General features: G+C 71.8%; 16 protein-coding genes. 6 read left to right on the top strand and 10 right to left on the bottom strand.

Annotation, left to right across the window (positions count from 1 at the left end; translation table 11 throughout):
• Positions 1 to 31: 31 nt before the first annotated feature.
• Positions 32 to 1,453, bottom strand: coding sequence for a TAXI family TRAP transporter solute-binding subunit (locus tag DA075_RS21200; protein WP_099954904.1), 1,422 nt, complete (start codon positions 1,451 to 1,453; stop codon positions 32 to 34).
• A 48-nt stretch (positions 1,454 to 1,501) separates the two neighbouring features.
• Between DA075_RS21200 and DA075_RS21195 the strand changes: the two genes are divergently transcribed.
• Together DA075_RS21195 and DA075_RS21190 are read left to right on the top strand one after the other, a co-directional pair.
• Positions 1,502 to 2,071, top strand: coding sequence for a regulatory protein RecX (locus tag DA075_RS21195; protein WP_232388545.1), 570 nt, complete (start codon positions 1,502 to 1,504; stop codon positions 2,069 to 2,071).
• A 94-nt stretch (positions 2,072 to 2,165) separates the two neighbouring features.
• Positions 2,166 to 2,591, top strand: a complete 426-nt coding sequence (locus DA075_RS21190) for an OsmC family protein (protein WP_099954903.1) — start codon at positions 2,166 to 2,168, stop codon at positions 2,589 to 2,591.
• A gap of 47 nt (positions 2,592 to 2,638) precedes the next feature.
• Here DA075_RS21190 and DA075_RS21185 read toward each other — a convergent pair whose 3' ends face one another.
• Positions 2,639 to 3,643, bottom strand: a complete 1,005-nt coding sequence (locus tag DA075_RS21185) for a 2-hydroxyacid dehydrogenase (protein ID WP_414468154.1) — start codon at positions 3,641 to 3,643, stop codon at positions 2,639 to 2,641.
• 279 nt (positions 3,644 to 3,922) lie between these two features.
• Here DA075_RS21185 and DA075_RS21180 point away from each other — a divergent pair, with 279 nt between their 5' ends.
• Positions 3,923 to 4,513 carry an SH3 domain-containing protein gene (locus DA075_RS21180; RefSeq protein ID WP_099954901.1) on the top strand — a complete coding sequence of 197 codons (591 nt, stop codon included), beginning with the start codon at positions 3,923 to 3,925 and terminating at the stop codon, positions 4,511 to 4,513.
• 134 nt (positions 4,514 to 4,647) lie between these two features.
• Here DA075_RS21180 and DA075_RS21175 read toward each other — a convergent pair whose 3' ends face one another.
• The 4 genes from DA075_RS21175 to DA075_RS21160 form a co-directional block, all read right to left on the bottom strand.
• Positions 4,648 to 4,908, bottom strand: a complete 261-nt coding sequence (locus DA075_RS21175) for a hypothetical protein (protein ID WP_099954900.1) — start codon at positions 4,906 to 4,908, stop codon at positions 4,648 to 4,650.
• A gap of 147 nt (positions 4,909 to 5,055) precedes the next feature.
• Positions 5,056 to 5,835, bottom strand: a complete 780-nt coding sequence (locus DA075_RS21170; protein WP_099954899.1) for a MetQ/NlpA family ABC transporter substrate-binding protein — start codon at positions 5,833 to 5,835, stop codon at positions 5,056 to 5,058.
• Between the two features lie 35 nt (positions 5,836 to 5,870).
• A complete protein-coding gene (locus tag DA075_RS21165; protein ID WP_099954898.1) occupies positions 5,871 to 6,536 on the bottom strand; it encodes a methionine ABC transporter permease in 666 nt (221 codons plus the stop codon).
• A complete protein-coding gene (locus DA075_RS21160) occupies positions 6,526 to 7,695 on the bottom strand; it encodes a methionine ABC transporter ATP-binding protein (RefSeq protein WP_099956716.1) in 1,170 nt (389 codons plus the stop codon). The genes DA075_RS21165 and DA075_RS21160 overlap by 11 nt, the downstream gene beginning before the upstream one ends.
• Before the next feature lie 282 nt (positions 7,696 to 7,977).
• Here DA075_RS21160 and DA075_RS21155 point away from each other — a divergent pair, with 282 nt between their 5' ends.
• On the top strand, positions 7,978 to 8,817 hold the full coding sequence (locus DA075_RS21155) for an aldo/keto reductase (protein ID WP_099954897.1): 840 nt from the start codon (positions 7,978 to 7,980) through the stop codon (positions 8,815 to 8,817).
• A 7-nt stretch (positions 8,818 to 8,824) separates the two neighbouring features.
• On the opposite strand, the gene DA075_RS21150 is transcribed toward DA075_RS21155, so the two are convergent.
• Positions 8,825 to 9,352 carry a MarR family winged helix-turn-helix transcriptional regulator gene (locus DA075_RS21150; RefSeq protein ID WP_099954896.1) on the bottom strand — a complete coding sequence of 176 codons (528 nt, stop codon included), beginning with the start codon at positions 9,350 to 9,352 and terminating at the stop codon, positions 8,825 to 8,827.
• A 205-nt stretch (positions 9,353 to 9,557) separates the two neighbouring features.
• Here DA075_RS21150 and DA075_RS21145 point away from each other — a divergent pair, with 205 nt between their 5' ends.
• Entirely contained in the window at positions 9,558 to 9,983 is a 426-nt protein-coding gene (locus tag DA075_RS21145; protein ID WP_099954895.1) for an organic hydroperoxide resistance protein, read from the top strand.
• An 83-nt stretch (positions 9,984 to 10,066) separates the two neighbouring features.
• On the opposite strand, the gene rdgB is transcribed toward DA075_RS21145, so the two are convergent.
• The 3 genes from rdgB to DA075_RS21130 all read right to left on the bottom strand — a co-directional run bounded on the left by rdgB (position 10,067) and on the right by DA075_RS21130 (position 11,911).
• Positions 10,067 to 10,699: an RdgB/HAM1 family non-canonical purine NTP pyrophosphatase gene (rdgB, locus tag DA075_RS21140; RefSeq protein WP_099954894.1), complete on the bottom strand. Its 633-nt coding sequence runs from the start codon at positions 10,697 to 10,699 to the stop codon at positions 10,067 to 10,069.
• Positions 10,699 to 11,412, bottom strand: coding sequence for a ribonuclease PH (gene rph, locus DA075_RS21135; protein ID WP_099954893.1), 714 nt, complete (start codon positions 11,410 to 11,412; stop codon positions 10,699 to 10,701). The genes rdgB and rph overlap by 1 nt, the downstream gene beginning before the upstream one ends.
• A gap of 169 nt (positions 11,413 to 11,581) precedes the next feature.
• Positions 11,582 to 11,911: a hypothetical protein gene (locus DA075_RS21130; RefSeq protein WP_244936262.1), complete on the bottom strand. Its 330-nt coding sequence runs from the start codon at positions 11,909 to 11,911 to the stop codon at positions 11,582 to 11,584.
• Positions 11,912 to 12,131: 220 nt separating this feature from the next.
• Between DA075_RS21130 and hrcA the strand changes: the two genes are divergently transcribed.
• Positions 12,132 to 13,235: a heat-inducible transcriptional repressor HrcA gene (gene hrcA, locus DA075_RS21125; protein WP_099954892.1), complete on the top strand. Its 1,104-nt coding sequence runs from the start codon at positions 12,132 to 12,134 to the stop codon at positions 13,233 to 13,235.
• Positions 13,236 to 13,310: the final 75 nt, after the last annotated feature.

Below are 13,310 nucleotides of genomic sequence, written 5' to 3'. Positions count from 1 at the left end.
CGCACCCCACCCTCGGCAGCCCTCCGCCAGGTCAAGCTCCGCTCGCCGGATGCAGCGACAGCACCCGCCCGGCCCGCTCCCGCAAGGGCGCCCCATCCCGCCGGCAATCCGCCACCGCCGCCCGGGCCGCGTCGACCGCCAGGATCAGCGCGCTCATCGTGCGGATGTCGGTCGAATGGGCGCGGGCGTGGCGCACCACGTCGATGACGAGCCCGTCGATCTCGACCGCCAGGGCATCGAGGGCGGCCGGGTCCTGCGTCGTCCGCGCCTCGATCAGGATGGCGAGCAGCCGGTCGAGGACGGCGTCGATGCGGGCGCGCTGCTCGCGGGCGAGGCGCTGGCCGATCCAGGCCACCGCCGAGCCGAGGCCGCCGCCGAAGAACGCCACCAGGTAGACCCAGTCCTCGTAGCGTTGCAGGAACGTCTGCTGCTCGCGCTCGTAGTAGTCGACCGCGCCGGGATGGATCGGCAGGCGGGCGCTCGTCGCCTCGGCGGCGCTGTCGAAGTCGGGCGCCTTCATCAGGTTGGCGGTCGGCACCATCGCGGCGAGGCGGGAGCGCAATTCGAACAGGTGCTGGGTCACGCTCGCGGCGGTGTCGCGGCTCAACGAGGCGCGGGCCATCAGCCGGTAGGAGGCGCCGACGGTCTTCACCTCGTCGTCCGGGCGTTTCGGCCGGCCCCCGAAGGTGCCGGCCGCGATGGTCACGGCCTGCAATTCGGGCAGGCGCTGCACGATCGCCTCGCCGTCCGGGATCGCCACGATCGTGGCGCCGTGACTGGGCGACGCGGCCTCCACCGCCTGCACCACCTGGGCGGCGGATTTCGCCGAGGGCGCGGCGATCACCGCGGCGGCGTCGATCCGGTGCTCGGCGAGGGCCGCCGCCACCTCGGAGGCCCGCAGGGGCACCAGGGCGACGCTGCCGGCGGCGGCCGGCAGCGCGCCGCCCGGATCGGCAGGGGCCGGCGCGGCCCCGGCCGGCGCCGGCGTCAGGGCGTAATAGGCGAGCAGGCTCGCCACCAGGGGCTGGTCGGCGCCGTGATGGGCGACGAGGCCGAGCCTCTTGCCGGCCAGATCCGAGAAGGCCTGGATGCCGGAATCCGGGGGTGCGGCCACCACCAGGGCCTCGTCGTGCAGGACGGCCAGCGTCAGGCCGTTCTCGGGCAGGCGCACGTCGGGCCGCACGACCGCGAGGTCGGCCCGGCCGCTCTGGAGCGCCGCGGCGCTGTCGCGCACGTCGTCGTAAGGAACGACCTCGAGGCGTATATCCTCGCGGGCGCGGGCGAGCGCGTCGGCATAGGACTGGATCAGGTGCGTCTCGACCCGGTCCCGCGGGCCGACTGCGACCCGCAAGGTGGTCGGCCGCGACAGGTAGAGCACCACGCCGGCCACCGCCCCGAGGGCGAGGGCGGCCAGGAGGAAGAAGGATTCACGCTTGTGCAGAAACGCCGGCATCACCCCTCGCGCGGGCCCGGGGCGGACGCCCCCGCCGGGACGGAGGCGATCCGGGACGGGGCCGATGAACCCGGCCGCGATGGCGGTTTGAGGGCGGCGCGGCCGATCACGCCGGCCTATCTCGAACGGGCGGCCCTCTACTATCTGGAGCGCTACGGCGCCTCCGCCGAGATGCTGCGCCGGGTGCTGAGGCGCCGGGTCGAGACCCGCTGCCGCCTGCGCGGCGAGGAGCCGGACGGTTTTGCGGAGATGGTCGAGACGGTGGTGGGCCGGGCGCTGGGCGCCGGCCTCGTCGACGACGCCGCCTTCGCGGCCGCCAAGGTGCGCTCCTTGCGGCGCCGCGGCGGCTCGGCCCGGGCGATCGGCGCCAAGCTCGCGGCCAAGGGGGTCGATCGCGAGATCGTCGGCGCGGCACTCGCGGAAGAGGAGGATGGCGGCGAGGACGAGGCCGCCTTCGCCTACGCGAAGCGCCGGCGCCTCGGGCCCTTCCGGCAGCCGGCGACCCGGACGGCCGCGCGCGAGCGCGACCTCGCCGCCATGGCGCGGGCCGGATTCTCGCTGACGCTCGCCCGCCGGGTGATCGATGCCGATCCGGAGGATGACCTCGGGATGCGCTGACCTACCTGTGGGCATGAGCGGGCGCCGGAGCGGCCCCGCCGGGTTCGAGGCCGCCACCGCGCGGCCTCCTCTACCTACGTCACGGGAGACGCGCATGAACCGCAAGGCGAACGCTGTTTGGCAGGGCAGCGGCAAGGACGGCAAGGGTCAGCTGACCACCCAGTCGGGGGTGCTGTCGAGCAATCCCTACGGCTTCAACACCCGCTTCGAGAACGAGCCGGGCACCAACCCCGAGGAACTCATCGCCGCGGCGCATGCGGGCTGCTTCACCATGGCGCTCGCCTTCCAGCTCCAGGGCGCCGGCTTCACCGCCGACGAGCTGCGCACCGAGGCGGTGGTGAGCCTGGAGAAGGACGGCGACGGCTTCACCATCACGCAATCGGCCCTGACCCTGACCGCCAGGATCCCGGGCATCGATCAGGCGAAATTCGACGAACTCGCCGGCATCGCCGAGAAGAACTGCCCGGTCTCGAAGGTGCTCAACGCCAAGATCAGCCTGAAGGCGACGCTCTCGGCCTGAGAGGCGTGACGGATGCGCCCGGCTTGAAGGAGCCGGGCGCATCCGCATCACAGCATGCTGGGCAGGATGCGGTCCGGCGGCCGGTGGCCGTCGAGGAAGGTCTTGATGTTGATGATGACCTTCTCGCCCATGTCGACGCGGCTCTCATGGGTGGCCGAGCCCATATGGGGCAGAAGCACCACCTTGCCGGCCTTCGCGAGCTTGACGAGGCGCGGGCTCACCGCCGGCTCCTGCTCGAACACGTCGAGGCCCGCGCCCGCGATGTCGCCGACCTCGATCAGGCGGGCGAGCGCGGTCTCGTCGATCACCTCGCCGCGCGCGGTGTTGACCACGACGGCCTCGGGCTTCAGCAGCTTCAGGCGCCGGGCCGAGAGCAGGTGGTAGGTCGCCGGGGTGTGCGGGCAGTTGACCGACACGATGTCGACCCGCGCCAGCATCTGGTCGAGGGATTCCCAGTAGGTCGCCTCGAGCTCGCTCTCGATCCGGGCGCCGACCCGGCGGCGGTTGTGGTAGTGGATCGAGAGGCCGAACGCCTTGGCGCGGCGGGCCAGAGCCTGGCCGATGCGGCCCATGCCGACGATGCCGAGGCGCTTGCCGGTGATGCGCCGGCCGAGCATCCAGGTCGGCGACCAGCCGCCGGACCAGGCATCCTCCGGGATGATCCGGGCACCCTCGGTGACCCGGCGCGCCACCGACAGGATCAGCGCCATGGTCATGTCGGCGGTGTCCTCGGTCAGCACGCCCGGCGTGTTGGTGACCGTGATGCCGCGCTGGAGCGCCACCCCGACGTCGATGTGGTCGACGCCGTTGCCGAAATTGGCGATCAGGCGCAGGTTCGGTCCGGCCTGCGCGAGGAGCGAGGCGTCGATCTCGTCCGTGACCGTCGGCACCAGCACGTCGGCCTCCTGGAGGGCCTGCGCCAGGGCGCCGCCGGTGAGCGGCGTGTCCTCGTGGTTGAGGCGCGCGTCGAACAATTCGCGCATCCGCGTCTCCACGACGTCCGGCAGGCGCCGGGTGACCACCACGAGCGGCTTGCGCTTCAACGACATGATCCCTCCCCTGCCCCGGGCGGGCCTCCCGGCCTGCCCGTGCGGCCCCGACACGCGATACGGGCGCCCGCGCGCCCACGAAGATTAAGCGACGCGACGGCCCGGCGAAAAGCCCCGCCTTGGTGCGGGCCACAGGCGTCGTTACGACCCGTTAACCCTGATCCGGCGATAGGGGCCTTCACGCCCCTCGATCCGGCCGGGGCTCGACGCCCGGCGGCCTCTCTAGCAGAGGCCACCCGGAAGACAATCCGCGCCGCTTCCCTGAAGGGAGACCGACCGCCGATGCTCCACCCGCGCCCCCTCGTGGCTCTGCTGCTCGCCGCCCTGTCAGTGCCGGCCTTGGCAGCGCCCGCTGCGGCCGCGCCGCCGTCGCCGGCCGCCAATCCCGCCCCCGGCGAGATCGGCGTCACCATCGGCCCGGCGACGAAGCTGCCGCTGCCGCGCTACGTCAGCCTGAAGACCGACCGGGTGAACCTGCGCGAGGGACCGTCCAAGGACCACCGCACCCTGTGGGTGTTCCAGCGCGCCGGCCTGCCGGTGGAGATCATCGCGGAATTCGAGACCTGGCGCCGCATCCGCGACTCGGAGGGCACCGAGGGCTGGGTGCTGCACTCGCTGCTCTCCGGCCGGCGCACCGCGGTGGTGCTGACCCGCGGCGCCGACAAGGGCGCACCGGTGCCCCTCTACGACCGGGCCGATACGGGAAGCGGCGTGGTGGCGCAGCTCCAGGCCGGGGTGATCGGCAGCGTCAAGACGTGCGACGGCACCTGGTGCCGCCTCGTCGTTGCCCTGCCGCAGAAGCGCGGCGACGTCGACGGCTACATGCGCCAGGACCGGCTCTGGGGCGTCTACCCGAACGAGAAGGTGGACTGACGCCCGCTGCATTCTCGCTCCGTCATCCCACGATGACGACGCCGGCGGGGCCGAGGACGCGCGAAGGCGCGCCCGCCGGGCGGATCGAGCCGCCGGACGAACGCGCCGAAGAGGCTGAAACCGTCGGGTCCGGCTCAGCGGGCGTGGTGGTGACGGTGCATGCGGCGATGCTTCATCATGCGCTTCTTGCTGCGCATGGTCGGCTGCATGGTGGCGCGGGGGGCGGCACCCATGGCCGGCGCGCCGCCGGGGGCGCCCATCTCGCGCTGCACGCCGCCGAGCGGGCCGCCGGCCTGCGAGCCCGAATTGTTGTAGGGCGAGCCGCCTTGGGCGAAGGCCGGAACGGCGGCGGCGGTGAGGACGGCCGCGACCAGGGCGGAAGTGAGGATCTTCATCGGGCACCTCGAGAGGTAAGGCCAGCCCGTCAGTCGGGCCGTGCAGAGAAGACGCGCACGGCCGCGTTTGGTTTCACGGCCCCGCTTCATTCCGTCTCATCCCTGTGGATAAGGTGCGGCGCGAGGCTGCCGCACCCTCCCCGGGCCTTACCAGCTGGTGAGCACCGCGCCGCCGAACTTGCCCTCGATGAAGGCCTTCACCTCCGGCGAGCGATAGGACTCGACGAGCGCCGCGACCCAGGGCTTGTCCTTATCGGCGCTGCGCACCGCGATCACGTTGACGTAGGGCCCCTTCGGCTCCTCCTTCAGGATCGCGTCGGAGGGCTTGAGGCCCGCGGCAGTGGCGTAGTTGGTATTGACAGCCGCCGCGTCGACGTCGTCGAGCGAGCGCGGGGTCTGGGCCGCGTCGACCTCGATGATGCGCAGGCGCTTCGGGTTCTCGGTGATGTCGGCGACGCTCGGCTTAAAGCCGACATTGGCCTTCAGCTTGAGGAGCCCCTTGTCCTGCAGGAGCAGCAGGGCGCGGCCGCCATTGGTCGGATCGTTCGGGATCGCCAGCGTGCCGCCCGCCGGCACCGCGTCGATGCTCTTGTGGCGCTTCGAGTAGACGCCCATCGGAAAGTTCACCGTCTGGGCGACGCTCTCGATCCTGTAGCCGCGATCGGCCTTCTGGTTGTCGAGGTAGGGCTGGTGCTGAAACGAGTTGGCCTCCAGCTCGCCCGAGGACAGAGCCTCGTTCGGCACGACGTAGTCCGAGAACTCGACCACCTGCAGGTCGAGGCCCTTCTTGGCGGCGATCGGCTTCACCGCCTCGAGGATCTGGGCGTGCGGGCCCGGCGTGGCGCCGACGCGCACGCGCTGGCCTTGAGCGAGGGCGGGCAGGCTGGCGGCGGCGAGAAGGGCGGCCAGGGTGAGGGTACGCAGCATCGGGTTCACGCTCCGAGGGATCAGGGGAGAAGGGGTCAGCCGTGGCGCAGGCGCTTGTTCATGCGCCGTGCCAGCCGGTCGCCGAGGGTCTGGACCAGCTGCACCAGGACGATCAGCACCACCACCACGGCGAGCATCATCTCGGGCATGAAGCGCTGGTAGCCGTACCGGATGCCGAGATCGCCCAGGCCCCCGCCGCCGACGGCGCCGACCATCGCGGAGAAGCCGATCAGGGACACGACCGCCAGGGTGAGGCCGAGCACGATGCCGGGCAGGGCCTCGGGGATCAGCACCTTGAGGACGATCTGTAGCGGGCTCGCACCGAAGGCCCGGGCCGCCTCGACGAGGCCGCCATCGACCTCGCGGATTGCCCCCTCGACGAGGCGGGCGATGAACGGGGTCGCGGCGACCGTCAGCGGCACGGTGGCCGCGGTGGTGCCGATCGAGGTGCCGGCGATCAGCCGGGTGAACGGGATGATCGCCACCACCAGGATGATGAACGGTGTCGAGCGGGTGGCGTTGACGACGAGGCCGAGCACCCGGTTGAGCCAGGGCGCGGCCAGCAATTCGCCGCGACCGCTGGTGGCCAGGAAGACGCCGAGCGGCAGGCCGATCAGCGTGCCGAGGGAGGCCGCCACCGCCACCATCTGCAGCGTGTCGAGGGTAGCCTGGACGAGGAGGCGAAGGAGTTCAGGCGACATGGTGCGGATCCGTGAGGCCGGGAGCGGCGGTCCGCTGCCAGCCGGCGAGGTCGAGGGTGCCGAGCATCTCCACGTCGAGGCCGCGGGCGGCGAGGAAGGTCCGGGCGCGCTCCACCGTCCCGGGATCGGCCGCGATGCCGACCACCAGGGTGCCGAAGGGGCGGCCGGCGATCTCGTCCACCGTCCCCGAGAGGATGCCCGCCGGGATGCCGGCATCGCGGGTGAGCTGGGCCAGCACCGGATCGGTGGCGTGCGGCCCCCGGAAGGTGATCCGCAGCACCGCCTGCCGGCCCTCCCCGGCCTGTAGCCCGGGGCTGAGGCGGGCGGCGAGCGACGGCGGCAGGGCGCGGCCGGTCTCCTCGTCGAGGAAGGTGCGGGTGATCGCGGCCCTCGGCCGGGTGAAGACCTCGAACACGTCGCCCGACTCGGCGATGCGGCCGCCCTCGAGCACCGCGACCTCGTGGGCGATCGCCCGGATCACCGCCATCTCGTGGGTGATGAGCAGGATCGTCAGGCCGAGCTCCCGGTTGATCCGGCCGAGCAGGTCGAGGATCGAGCGGGTCGTCTCCGGGTCGAGGGCCGAGGTCGCCTCGTCGGAGAGCAGCACCTTCGGGTTGGTGGCGAGCGCCCGGGCGATGCCGATGCGCTGCTTCTGCCCGCCCGACAGCTCGGCCGGGTAGCGGTCGGCCTGCGGCCCGAGCCCGACGAGGTCGAGGAGCTCCGCCACCCGCTTGCGGATCGCGGCCTTGTCGGTGCCGGCCACTTCGAGCGGCAGCGCGACGTTGCCGGCGGCGGTGCGGGCCGAGAGCAGGTTGAAGTGCTGGAAGATCATGCCGATGCCACGGCGCTCGGCTCGCAGGGCGGATTCCGACAGGCTCGAGATCTCGGCGCGGTCGACGATCACCCGGCCGCGGCTCGGCCGCTCCAGCCCGTTGACCAGGCGGATCAGCGTCGACTTGCCGGCGCCGGAGCGGCCGATCACGCCGAGCACCTGGCCGCGCGCCACCGAGAGGTCGATATCCTCCAGGGCCGTCACGGCGCCGGCACCGCGGCGCGCCGTGTAGGTCTTGGCTACGCTCTCGAGCCTGACGAGCGCGTCGGGTTGGCCGAGCCGGTCGCTCAGATCCCCCGGCACCGGCACGCGGACGGGGGCCGTCACGGCGCGCGGGTCCGGGCGGGCGGGGAAACGGGAGCGGTCATCGGGGTCCTTCAACGCATGATCTCATGCCGGATGGCGGGCCGGCACAGAAACCCGGAAGCGGACTTTCTGTCAACCGGAATGTTCTTTTTGAAGAACGCCTGTGGGGAGAAGAGCCTTTTTCATCCCGGGGTCTCGGCGCCTGACCGCGACGGAGCGCAGAAAACCGTGCATTCTCCGGGATCTGCCCTTGCCCTCCGCGTGCCCCGCGGCCCAGGACGGCACAGATCGCAGGAGCGCGCGATGCGACGGCAACCCTTCGGACGCACCGGGCCCGCGGTGCCGGTGATCGGGCAGGGAACCTGGTACCTCGACGAGGGCGAGCCCACCGTGGCGGCGGCCGCCCTGCGGCGGGGCCTCGACGTGGGGATGAGCCACGTCGACACCGCCGAGATGTATGGCGAGGCCGAACCCCTGATCGCCGAGGCGATCGGCGACCGCCGCGACGAGGCATTTCTGGTCTCCAAGGTGCTGCCCGGGAACGCCTCGCGCCGGGGCACGATCCAGGCCTGCGAGCGCTCGCTCAAGCGCCTGCGCACCGACCGGCTCGACTGCTACCTCCTGCACTGGCGCGGCCCCCACCCGCTGGAGGAGACCTTCGCGGCCTTCGAGGAGCTGATCCGGGCGGGCAAGATCCTGTCCTGGGGCGTGAGCAACTTCGACGCCGACGACCTCGACGAGGCCTTGGAGATCGCAGGCCCCGACCGCATCGCCTGCAACCAGGTGCTCTACCACCTGGAGGAGCGGGCGATCGAGCATGCGGTCCTGCCCTGGTGCCGGCGCCACGGCGTCGCGGTGGTGGCCTACAGCCCCTTCGGTCATGACAGCTTCCCGGGTCCCGCGACCCCGGGCGGCCGCGTGCTGGCCGAGATCGCGCAAGCGCACGACGCCACGCCGCGGCAGGTGGCGCTGGCCGCGCTCACCCGGGGGGACGGCGTGCTGGCGATCCCGAAGGCGTCGAGTCCGGCCCATGCCGCCGAGAATGCCGGCGGCGGCAGCCTGACCCTGAGCGAGGCCGAGCTCGCCCGGATCGACGCCGCCTTCCCCCGCGGACCGAAGCCGCGGCACTTGCCGATGCTCTGACGACCCCTCAGGCTGCCCCGCGGTCCGGCGCCGCCGAGGCGTGCAGGCTGTCGCGCAGGGCCAGGATCTCGTCGCGCAGGGCCACCAGCCGCTCCGCCGGCCGCCCGGAGGCGCAGACGATCTCGTTCGGGAACGGCGTCGCCTTCTCGCGCAAGGACGCACCGGCCTCGGTCAGGGTGATGCGCATCAGCCGCTCGTCCCGGGCGTCGCGTGTCCGGATCACCAGCCCTGCACTCTCCAGGCGCTTGAGCAGCGGCGTCAGGGTGCCGGAATCGAGGTAGAGGCGCTGCCCGAGGGTCTTCATCGTCTGCCCGTCCTGCTCCCAGAGCAGGAGGAGCACCAGGTATTGCGGGTAGGTCAGGCCGATCCGGTCGAGGAGGGGCTTGTAGATCCGGTTGAAGGCATGCGCCGCCGAGTAGACCGCGAAGCAAATCTGGTTGGAGAGGTGCAGGTCGTCGGCCGGGTCGGGGTCCTGGCCGGAATTCTGGCCCTTGTCCTGGTCGGCGTTCTGGCCGTGCGCATCGATCTCTGACATGTCCCGCTCCTCAAAGGGGCTCCGTCGGGGCCCCGTCGAGCGGGGCCTGACCGTGGCCCCCGGAACGATCTGCGCTCGAGGCCGCTTCGATCATAGCGATGACGGCGCACAAAAACAAATTGCGCGCAATCAAATTTCGATCTATGACCATGCCGCGGCGCGCGCCACGGCGCGGTGAGGCCGCCCCTACTCCAGGAGAGCCCCGATGTCCGTCGACGTGAAGTACACCACCCAGGCCACGGCGAATGGCGGTCGCGACGGTCGCGCCCAGACCCAGGACGGCAGCCTCGACGTCAAGCTGTCGACCCCCAAGGAGCTCGGCGGCGCCGGCGGCGCCGGCAACAATCCCGAGCAGCTCTTCGCGGCCGGCTACGCCGCCTGCTTCCTCGGCGCGATGAAGTTCGTCGGCGGCCAGGAGAAGATCGCCGTCCCGGCCGACACCACCGTGACCGCCAAGGTCGGCATCGGCCCGCGCTCCGAGGGCGGCTTCGGCATCACCGCCGACCTGACCATCTCGCTGCCGGGCCTCGACAAGGCGACCGCCGAGACGCTGGTCGAGAAGGCCCACCAGGTGTGCCCGTACTCGAACGCCACCCGCGGCAACGTCGATGTCGGCCTGACCGTCGCGTAACCTCACGGGATCCGGGAGGGGCGGCTCCGCCGTCCCTTCTTCCGAGGTGATGAAGGCGCCCCGAAGCGGGCGCCTCTTCTCGTTCAGCCCGGCCGGCGCAGGCATGCGGCGGCGAGCGCCAGGAAGGCCCGGGCCCGGTGCGACAGGGCCTCCCCCCTCGCCCAGTCGATGCCGTGCTTCTCCTCGGCGCTCAGCTCGCCGAAGGTGAGCGGGCTCTCGTCCGGCTTGAACATCGGGTCGTAGCCGAAGCCCTTGTCGCCGCGGGGGGGCCAGACCAGCTCGCCGAAGACCCGTCCCTCGAACAGCTCCTCGTGCCCGTCCGGCCAGGTCAGGACCAGGGCCGAGACGAAATGCGCCCGCCGGTCCGTGGCGCCGCGGCTGGCGAGCTCGCGCTCGATGCGCGCCATCGCGCCGGAAAAGTCCTTCGAGCCGCCGGACCAGCGGGCCGAGAACAGGCCGGGCGCCCCGTCGAGCGCGTTGGCGCAGAGCCCCGAATCGTCGGCGAAGGCGGGCAGGCCGGTGGCCCTCGTCGCCGCCCGCGCCTTGATGGCGGCATTCTCGGCAAACATCGTGCCGGTCTCCTCCGGCTCGGGCAGGTTCAGCTCGCCGGCCGAGACCGCCTCGACGCCGAAGGGGGCCAGCAACTCGCGCATCTCGCGCAGCTTGCCGGCATTGTGGGTCGCGATCACGACCCGCCCGGTGAGGAGGCGGGCCATCAGCCGATCGCCTGCTTCTGGAGCGCCACCAGCTCGGCCACGCCCGCCTTGGCGAGGCGCAGGAGGCCCAAGAACTCCTCCTCCGAGAACGGCTTCACCTCGGCGGTGCCCTGCACCTCGACGATGCCGCCGCTGCCGGTGATGACGAAGTTGGCATCGGTCTCGGCGCCGGAATCCTCGTCGTAGTCGAGGTCGAGGACGGGGGTGCCCTTGTGGATGCCGCAGGAGATCGCCGCGACGTGGTCGCGCATCGGGTCAACCGAGATGATCGAGCGACCGCGCATCCAGGTGAAGCACTCGTGCAGCGCGACCCAGGCGCCGGTGATCGCCGCCGTGCGGGTGCCGCCATCGGCCTGGAGCACGTCGCAATCGACCACGATCTGGCGCTCGCCCACCGCCGGCAGATTCACCACGGCGCGCAAGGACCGGCCGATCAGCCGCTGGATCTCCTGGGTGCGGCCGGAGGGCTTGCCGGCATTGACCTCGCGCCGGTTGCGGTCGTGGGTCGCCCGCGGCAGCATGCTGTATTCGGCGGTGACCCAGCCCTTGCCGGAGCCGCGCAGCCAGGACGGCCCGCGCTCCTCGAGCGAGGCGGTGCACAGAACCTTGGTCTCCCCGAAGGTGACGAGGCACGAGCCCTCGGCGTAGCGCGAGACGCCCCGCTCCAGCGTGACCTTGCGCAGCTCGTCGGGGGCGCGCTTCGAGGGGCGCATGGGCACAACTCCTGTCCAGGGCGCCGCGCGACAGGGGCGCGGCGCACAGATCCGCGGGGGCCGCGCGCTCTTAGGCGCTGGCGCCGGGGGCGGCAAGGGGATCGCGATGCCCAGACACGGCGAAGGACCCGGGCGCCTGGCGCCCGGGCCCCGCCCTCCCGGCCGATCGTCAGTAGAAGCCGTGGCCTCGGTGATGGGGCCGGCCGTGATGATGACCCCCGTGCCGATGGTGATGATGGCCCCAATGCCCGTGGTGATGGCGATGGTGCCCCCAGCCCCCGTGATGGCGATGACCCCAGCCATCATGGTGGCGACGGTGGCCCCAGCCATGATGATGGCCGTACTGCACCTGCACTACCTCCGCCGCCGGCGTCGTCCCCGCACCGGGCGCGAAGGGCGCCGCCTCGGCGGTCCTCGCCGCGAGGAGACCGCCCGCCACCAGGGCGGCCACCGCCAGCAGCCGCTTGCCGGCCGTCATCGGGTTGCGCATCGTCCGCATGTTCGCCTCCGGTTCGTCTCGCCGCATCCTCGTGCGGCCATGGAGGGAAGACTGGCGCCGGAGTGCTGAACGCGGTCTGAGACGGCGAGTCGGCTTCCGTTCAAGTGACGACATACGCCCCGGGCGAAGACGGAGATTCCGCCCCGCGCGGCGTCGCGTCCGCTTGCGCCGGACGCCGCGGCCCCTCACAGTAAGGAGTCGTTTGGCTCCCGTAGGGTTGATGAACACACGCGACCTTCCACCCCTGCCCGGCGGCTCCGGACAGGCCCGTGCCATTGCCGAGCTCAACGAGCGCTCGCGGGAAATCTTTCGCCAGATCGTCGAGAGCTATCTCGCCACGGGAGAGCCGGTGGGGTCGCGCAACCTCGCCCGCATCCTGCCGATGGCGCTCTCGCCGGCCTCGATCCGCAACGTGATGTCGGATCTGGAGCAGGCGGGGCTGATCTACGCCCCTCATACCAGCGCCGGCCGGCTCCCCACCGAGCACGGCCTGCGCTTCTTCGTCGACGCGCTGCTCGAACTCGGCGATGTCGGCCAGGAGGAGAAGGGAAGGATCGAGGCGCAGATGCGCGCCGCCGCCTCGCGCCACACCTTCGAGAGCGCGCTCACCGAGGCCTCGATGCTGCTCTCGGGCATCTCGCGCGGCGCCGGCGTCGTCGTCACCGCCAAGCAGAACCCGCGGCTGCGGCACATCGAGTTCGTGCGGCTCGATCCCGGCCGCGCCCTGGTGGTGCTGGTCTCCGACGACGGCTCGGTGGAGAACCGCCTGCTCGACCTGCCGCACGGCCTGCCCGCGGGCGCGCTGCAGGAGGCCTCGAACTTCCTCAACGCGCGCATCCGCGGCCGCACCCTCGGTGAGGTGCGGGTCGAGATCGAGACCGCCCGGGCGGCGATGAAGCAGGAGCTCGACGAGCTGACCGGACGGCTGGTCGATGCCGGCCTCGCCCGCTCGGTCGGCCCGAGCGAGGAGCGCCAGCTGATCGTGCGCGGCCAGGCCAACCTCCTCGACGACCTGCGGGCGGCCGAGGACCTGGAGCGCATCCGCCTGCTCTTCAACGACCTGGAGAGCCAGAAGGACGTGATCGACCTTCTCTCGCGCGCCGAGGGCGGCGAGGGCGTGCGGATCTTCATCGGCTCGGAGAACAAGCTCTTCTCGCTCTCCGGCTCGTCGATGATCGCCGCTCCCTTCCGGGACGGCAGCCAGACCATCGTGGGCGTCGTCGGGGTGATCGGGCCGACCCGGCTCAACTACGCCCGCATCGTCCCGATGGTCGATTTCACCGCCAGGGTGGTGTCGCGGATGCTGGAGCGCGGGCGAGGCTGACCACGCGCGCCGGCGCAACCGGTTTCTGATGTGGGGAACGCGGAAATCCTGCTTGTCCCCCGGATTCACAAGGCG

This window comes from Methylobacterium currus, assembly GCF_003058325.1.
GTDB classification, from domain to species: Bacteria; Pseudomonadota; Alphaproteobacteria; order Rhizobiales; family Beijerinckiaceae; genus Methylobacterium; species Methylobacterium currus.
Note: the sequence above shows the minus strand (reverse complement) of the source record. Positions and strands in the feature narration are given on the sequence as shown.

Excerpts from the sequence above, each read along its gene's own strand:
- DA075_RS21200 (WP_099954904.1), bottom strand. The coding sequence starts at position 1,453 with ATGCCGGCGTTTCTGCACAAGCGTGAATCCTTCTTCCTCCTGGCCGCC.
- rdgB (WP_099954894.1), bottom strand. The coding sequence starts at position 10,699 with ATGGCCCGCCTCCTCACCGGGCGGGTCGTGATCGCGACCCACAATGCC.
- DA075_RS21155 (WP_099954897.1), top strand. The coding sequence starts at position 7,978 with ATGCGACGGCAACCCTTCGGACGCACCGGGCCCGCGGTGCCGGTGATC.
- DA075_RS21190 (WP_099954903.1), top strand. The coding sequence starts at position 2,166 with ATGAACCGCAAGGCGAACGCTGTTTGGCAGGGCAGCGGCAAGGACGGC.
- DA075_RS21165 (WP_099954898.1), bottom strand. The coding sequence starts at position 6,536 with ATGTCGCCTGAACTCCTTCGCCTCCTCGTCCAGGCTACCCTCGACACG.
- rph (WP_099954893.1), bottom strand. The coding sequence starts at position 11,412 with ATGCGCCCCTCGAAGCGCGCCCCCGACGAGCTGCGCAAGGTCACGCTG.
- DA075_RS21170 (WP_099954899.1), bottom strand. The coding sequence starts at position 5,835 with ATGCTGCGTACCCTCACCCTGGCCGCCCTTCTCGCCGCCGCCAGCCTG.
- DA075_RS21180 (WP_099954901.1), top strand. The coding sequence starts at position 3,923 with ATGCTCCACCCGCGCCCCCTCGTGGCTCTGCTGCTCGCCGCCCTGTCA.
- hrcA (WP_099954892.1), top strand. The coding sequence starts at position 12,132 with ATGAACACACGCGACCTTCCACCCCTGCCCGGCGGCTCCGGACAGGCC.
- DA075_RS21130 (WP_244936262.1), bottom strand. The coding sequence starts at position 11,911 with ATGCGGACGATGCGCAACCCGATGACGGCCGGCAAGCGGCTGCTGGCG.
- DA075_RS21145 (WP_099954895.1), top strand. The coding sequence starts at position 9,558 with ATGTCCGTCGACGTGAAGTACACCACCCAGGCCACGGCGAATGGCGGT.
- DA075_RS21175 (WP_099954900.1), bottom strand. The coding sequence starts at position 4,908 with ATGAAGATCCTCACTTCCGCCCTGGTCGCGGCCGTCCTCACCGCCGCC.
- DA075_RS21150 (WP_099954896.1), bottom strand. The coding sequence starts at position 9,352 with ATGTCAGAGATCGATGCGCACGGCCAGAACGCCGACCAGGACAAGGGC.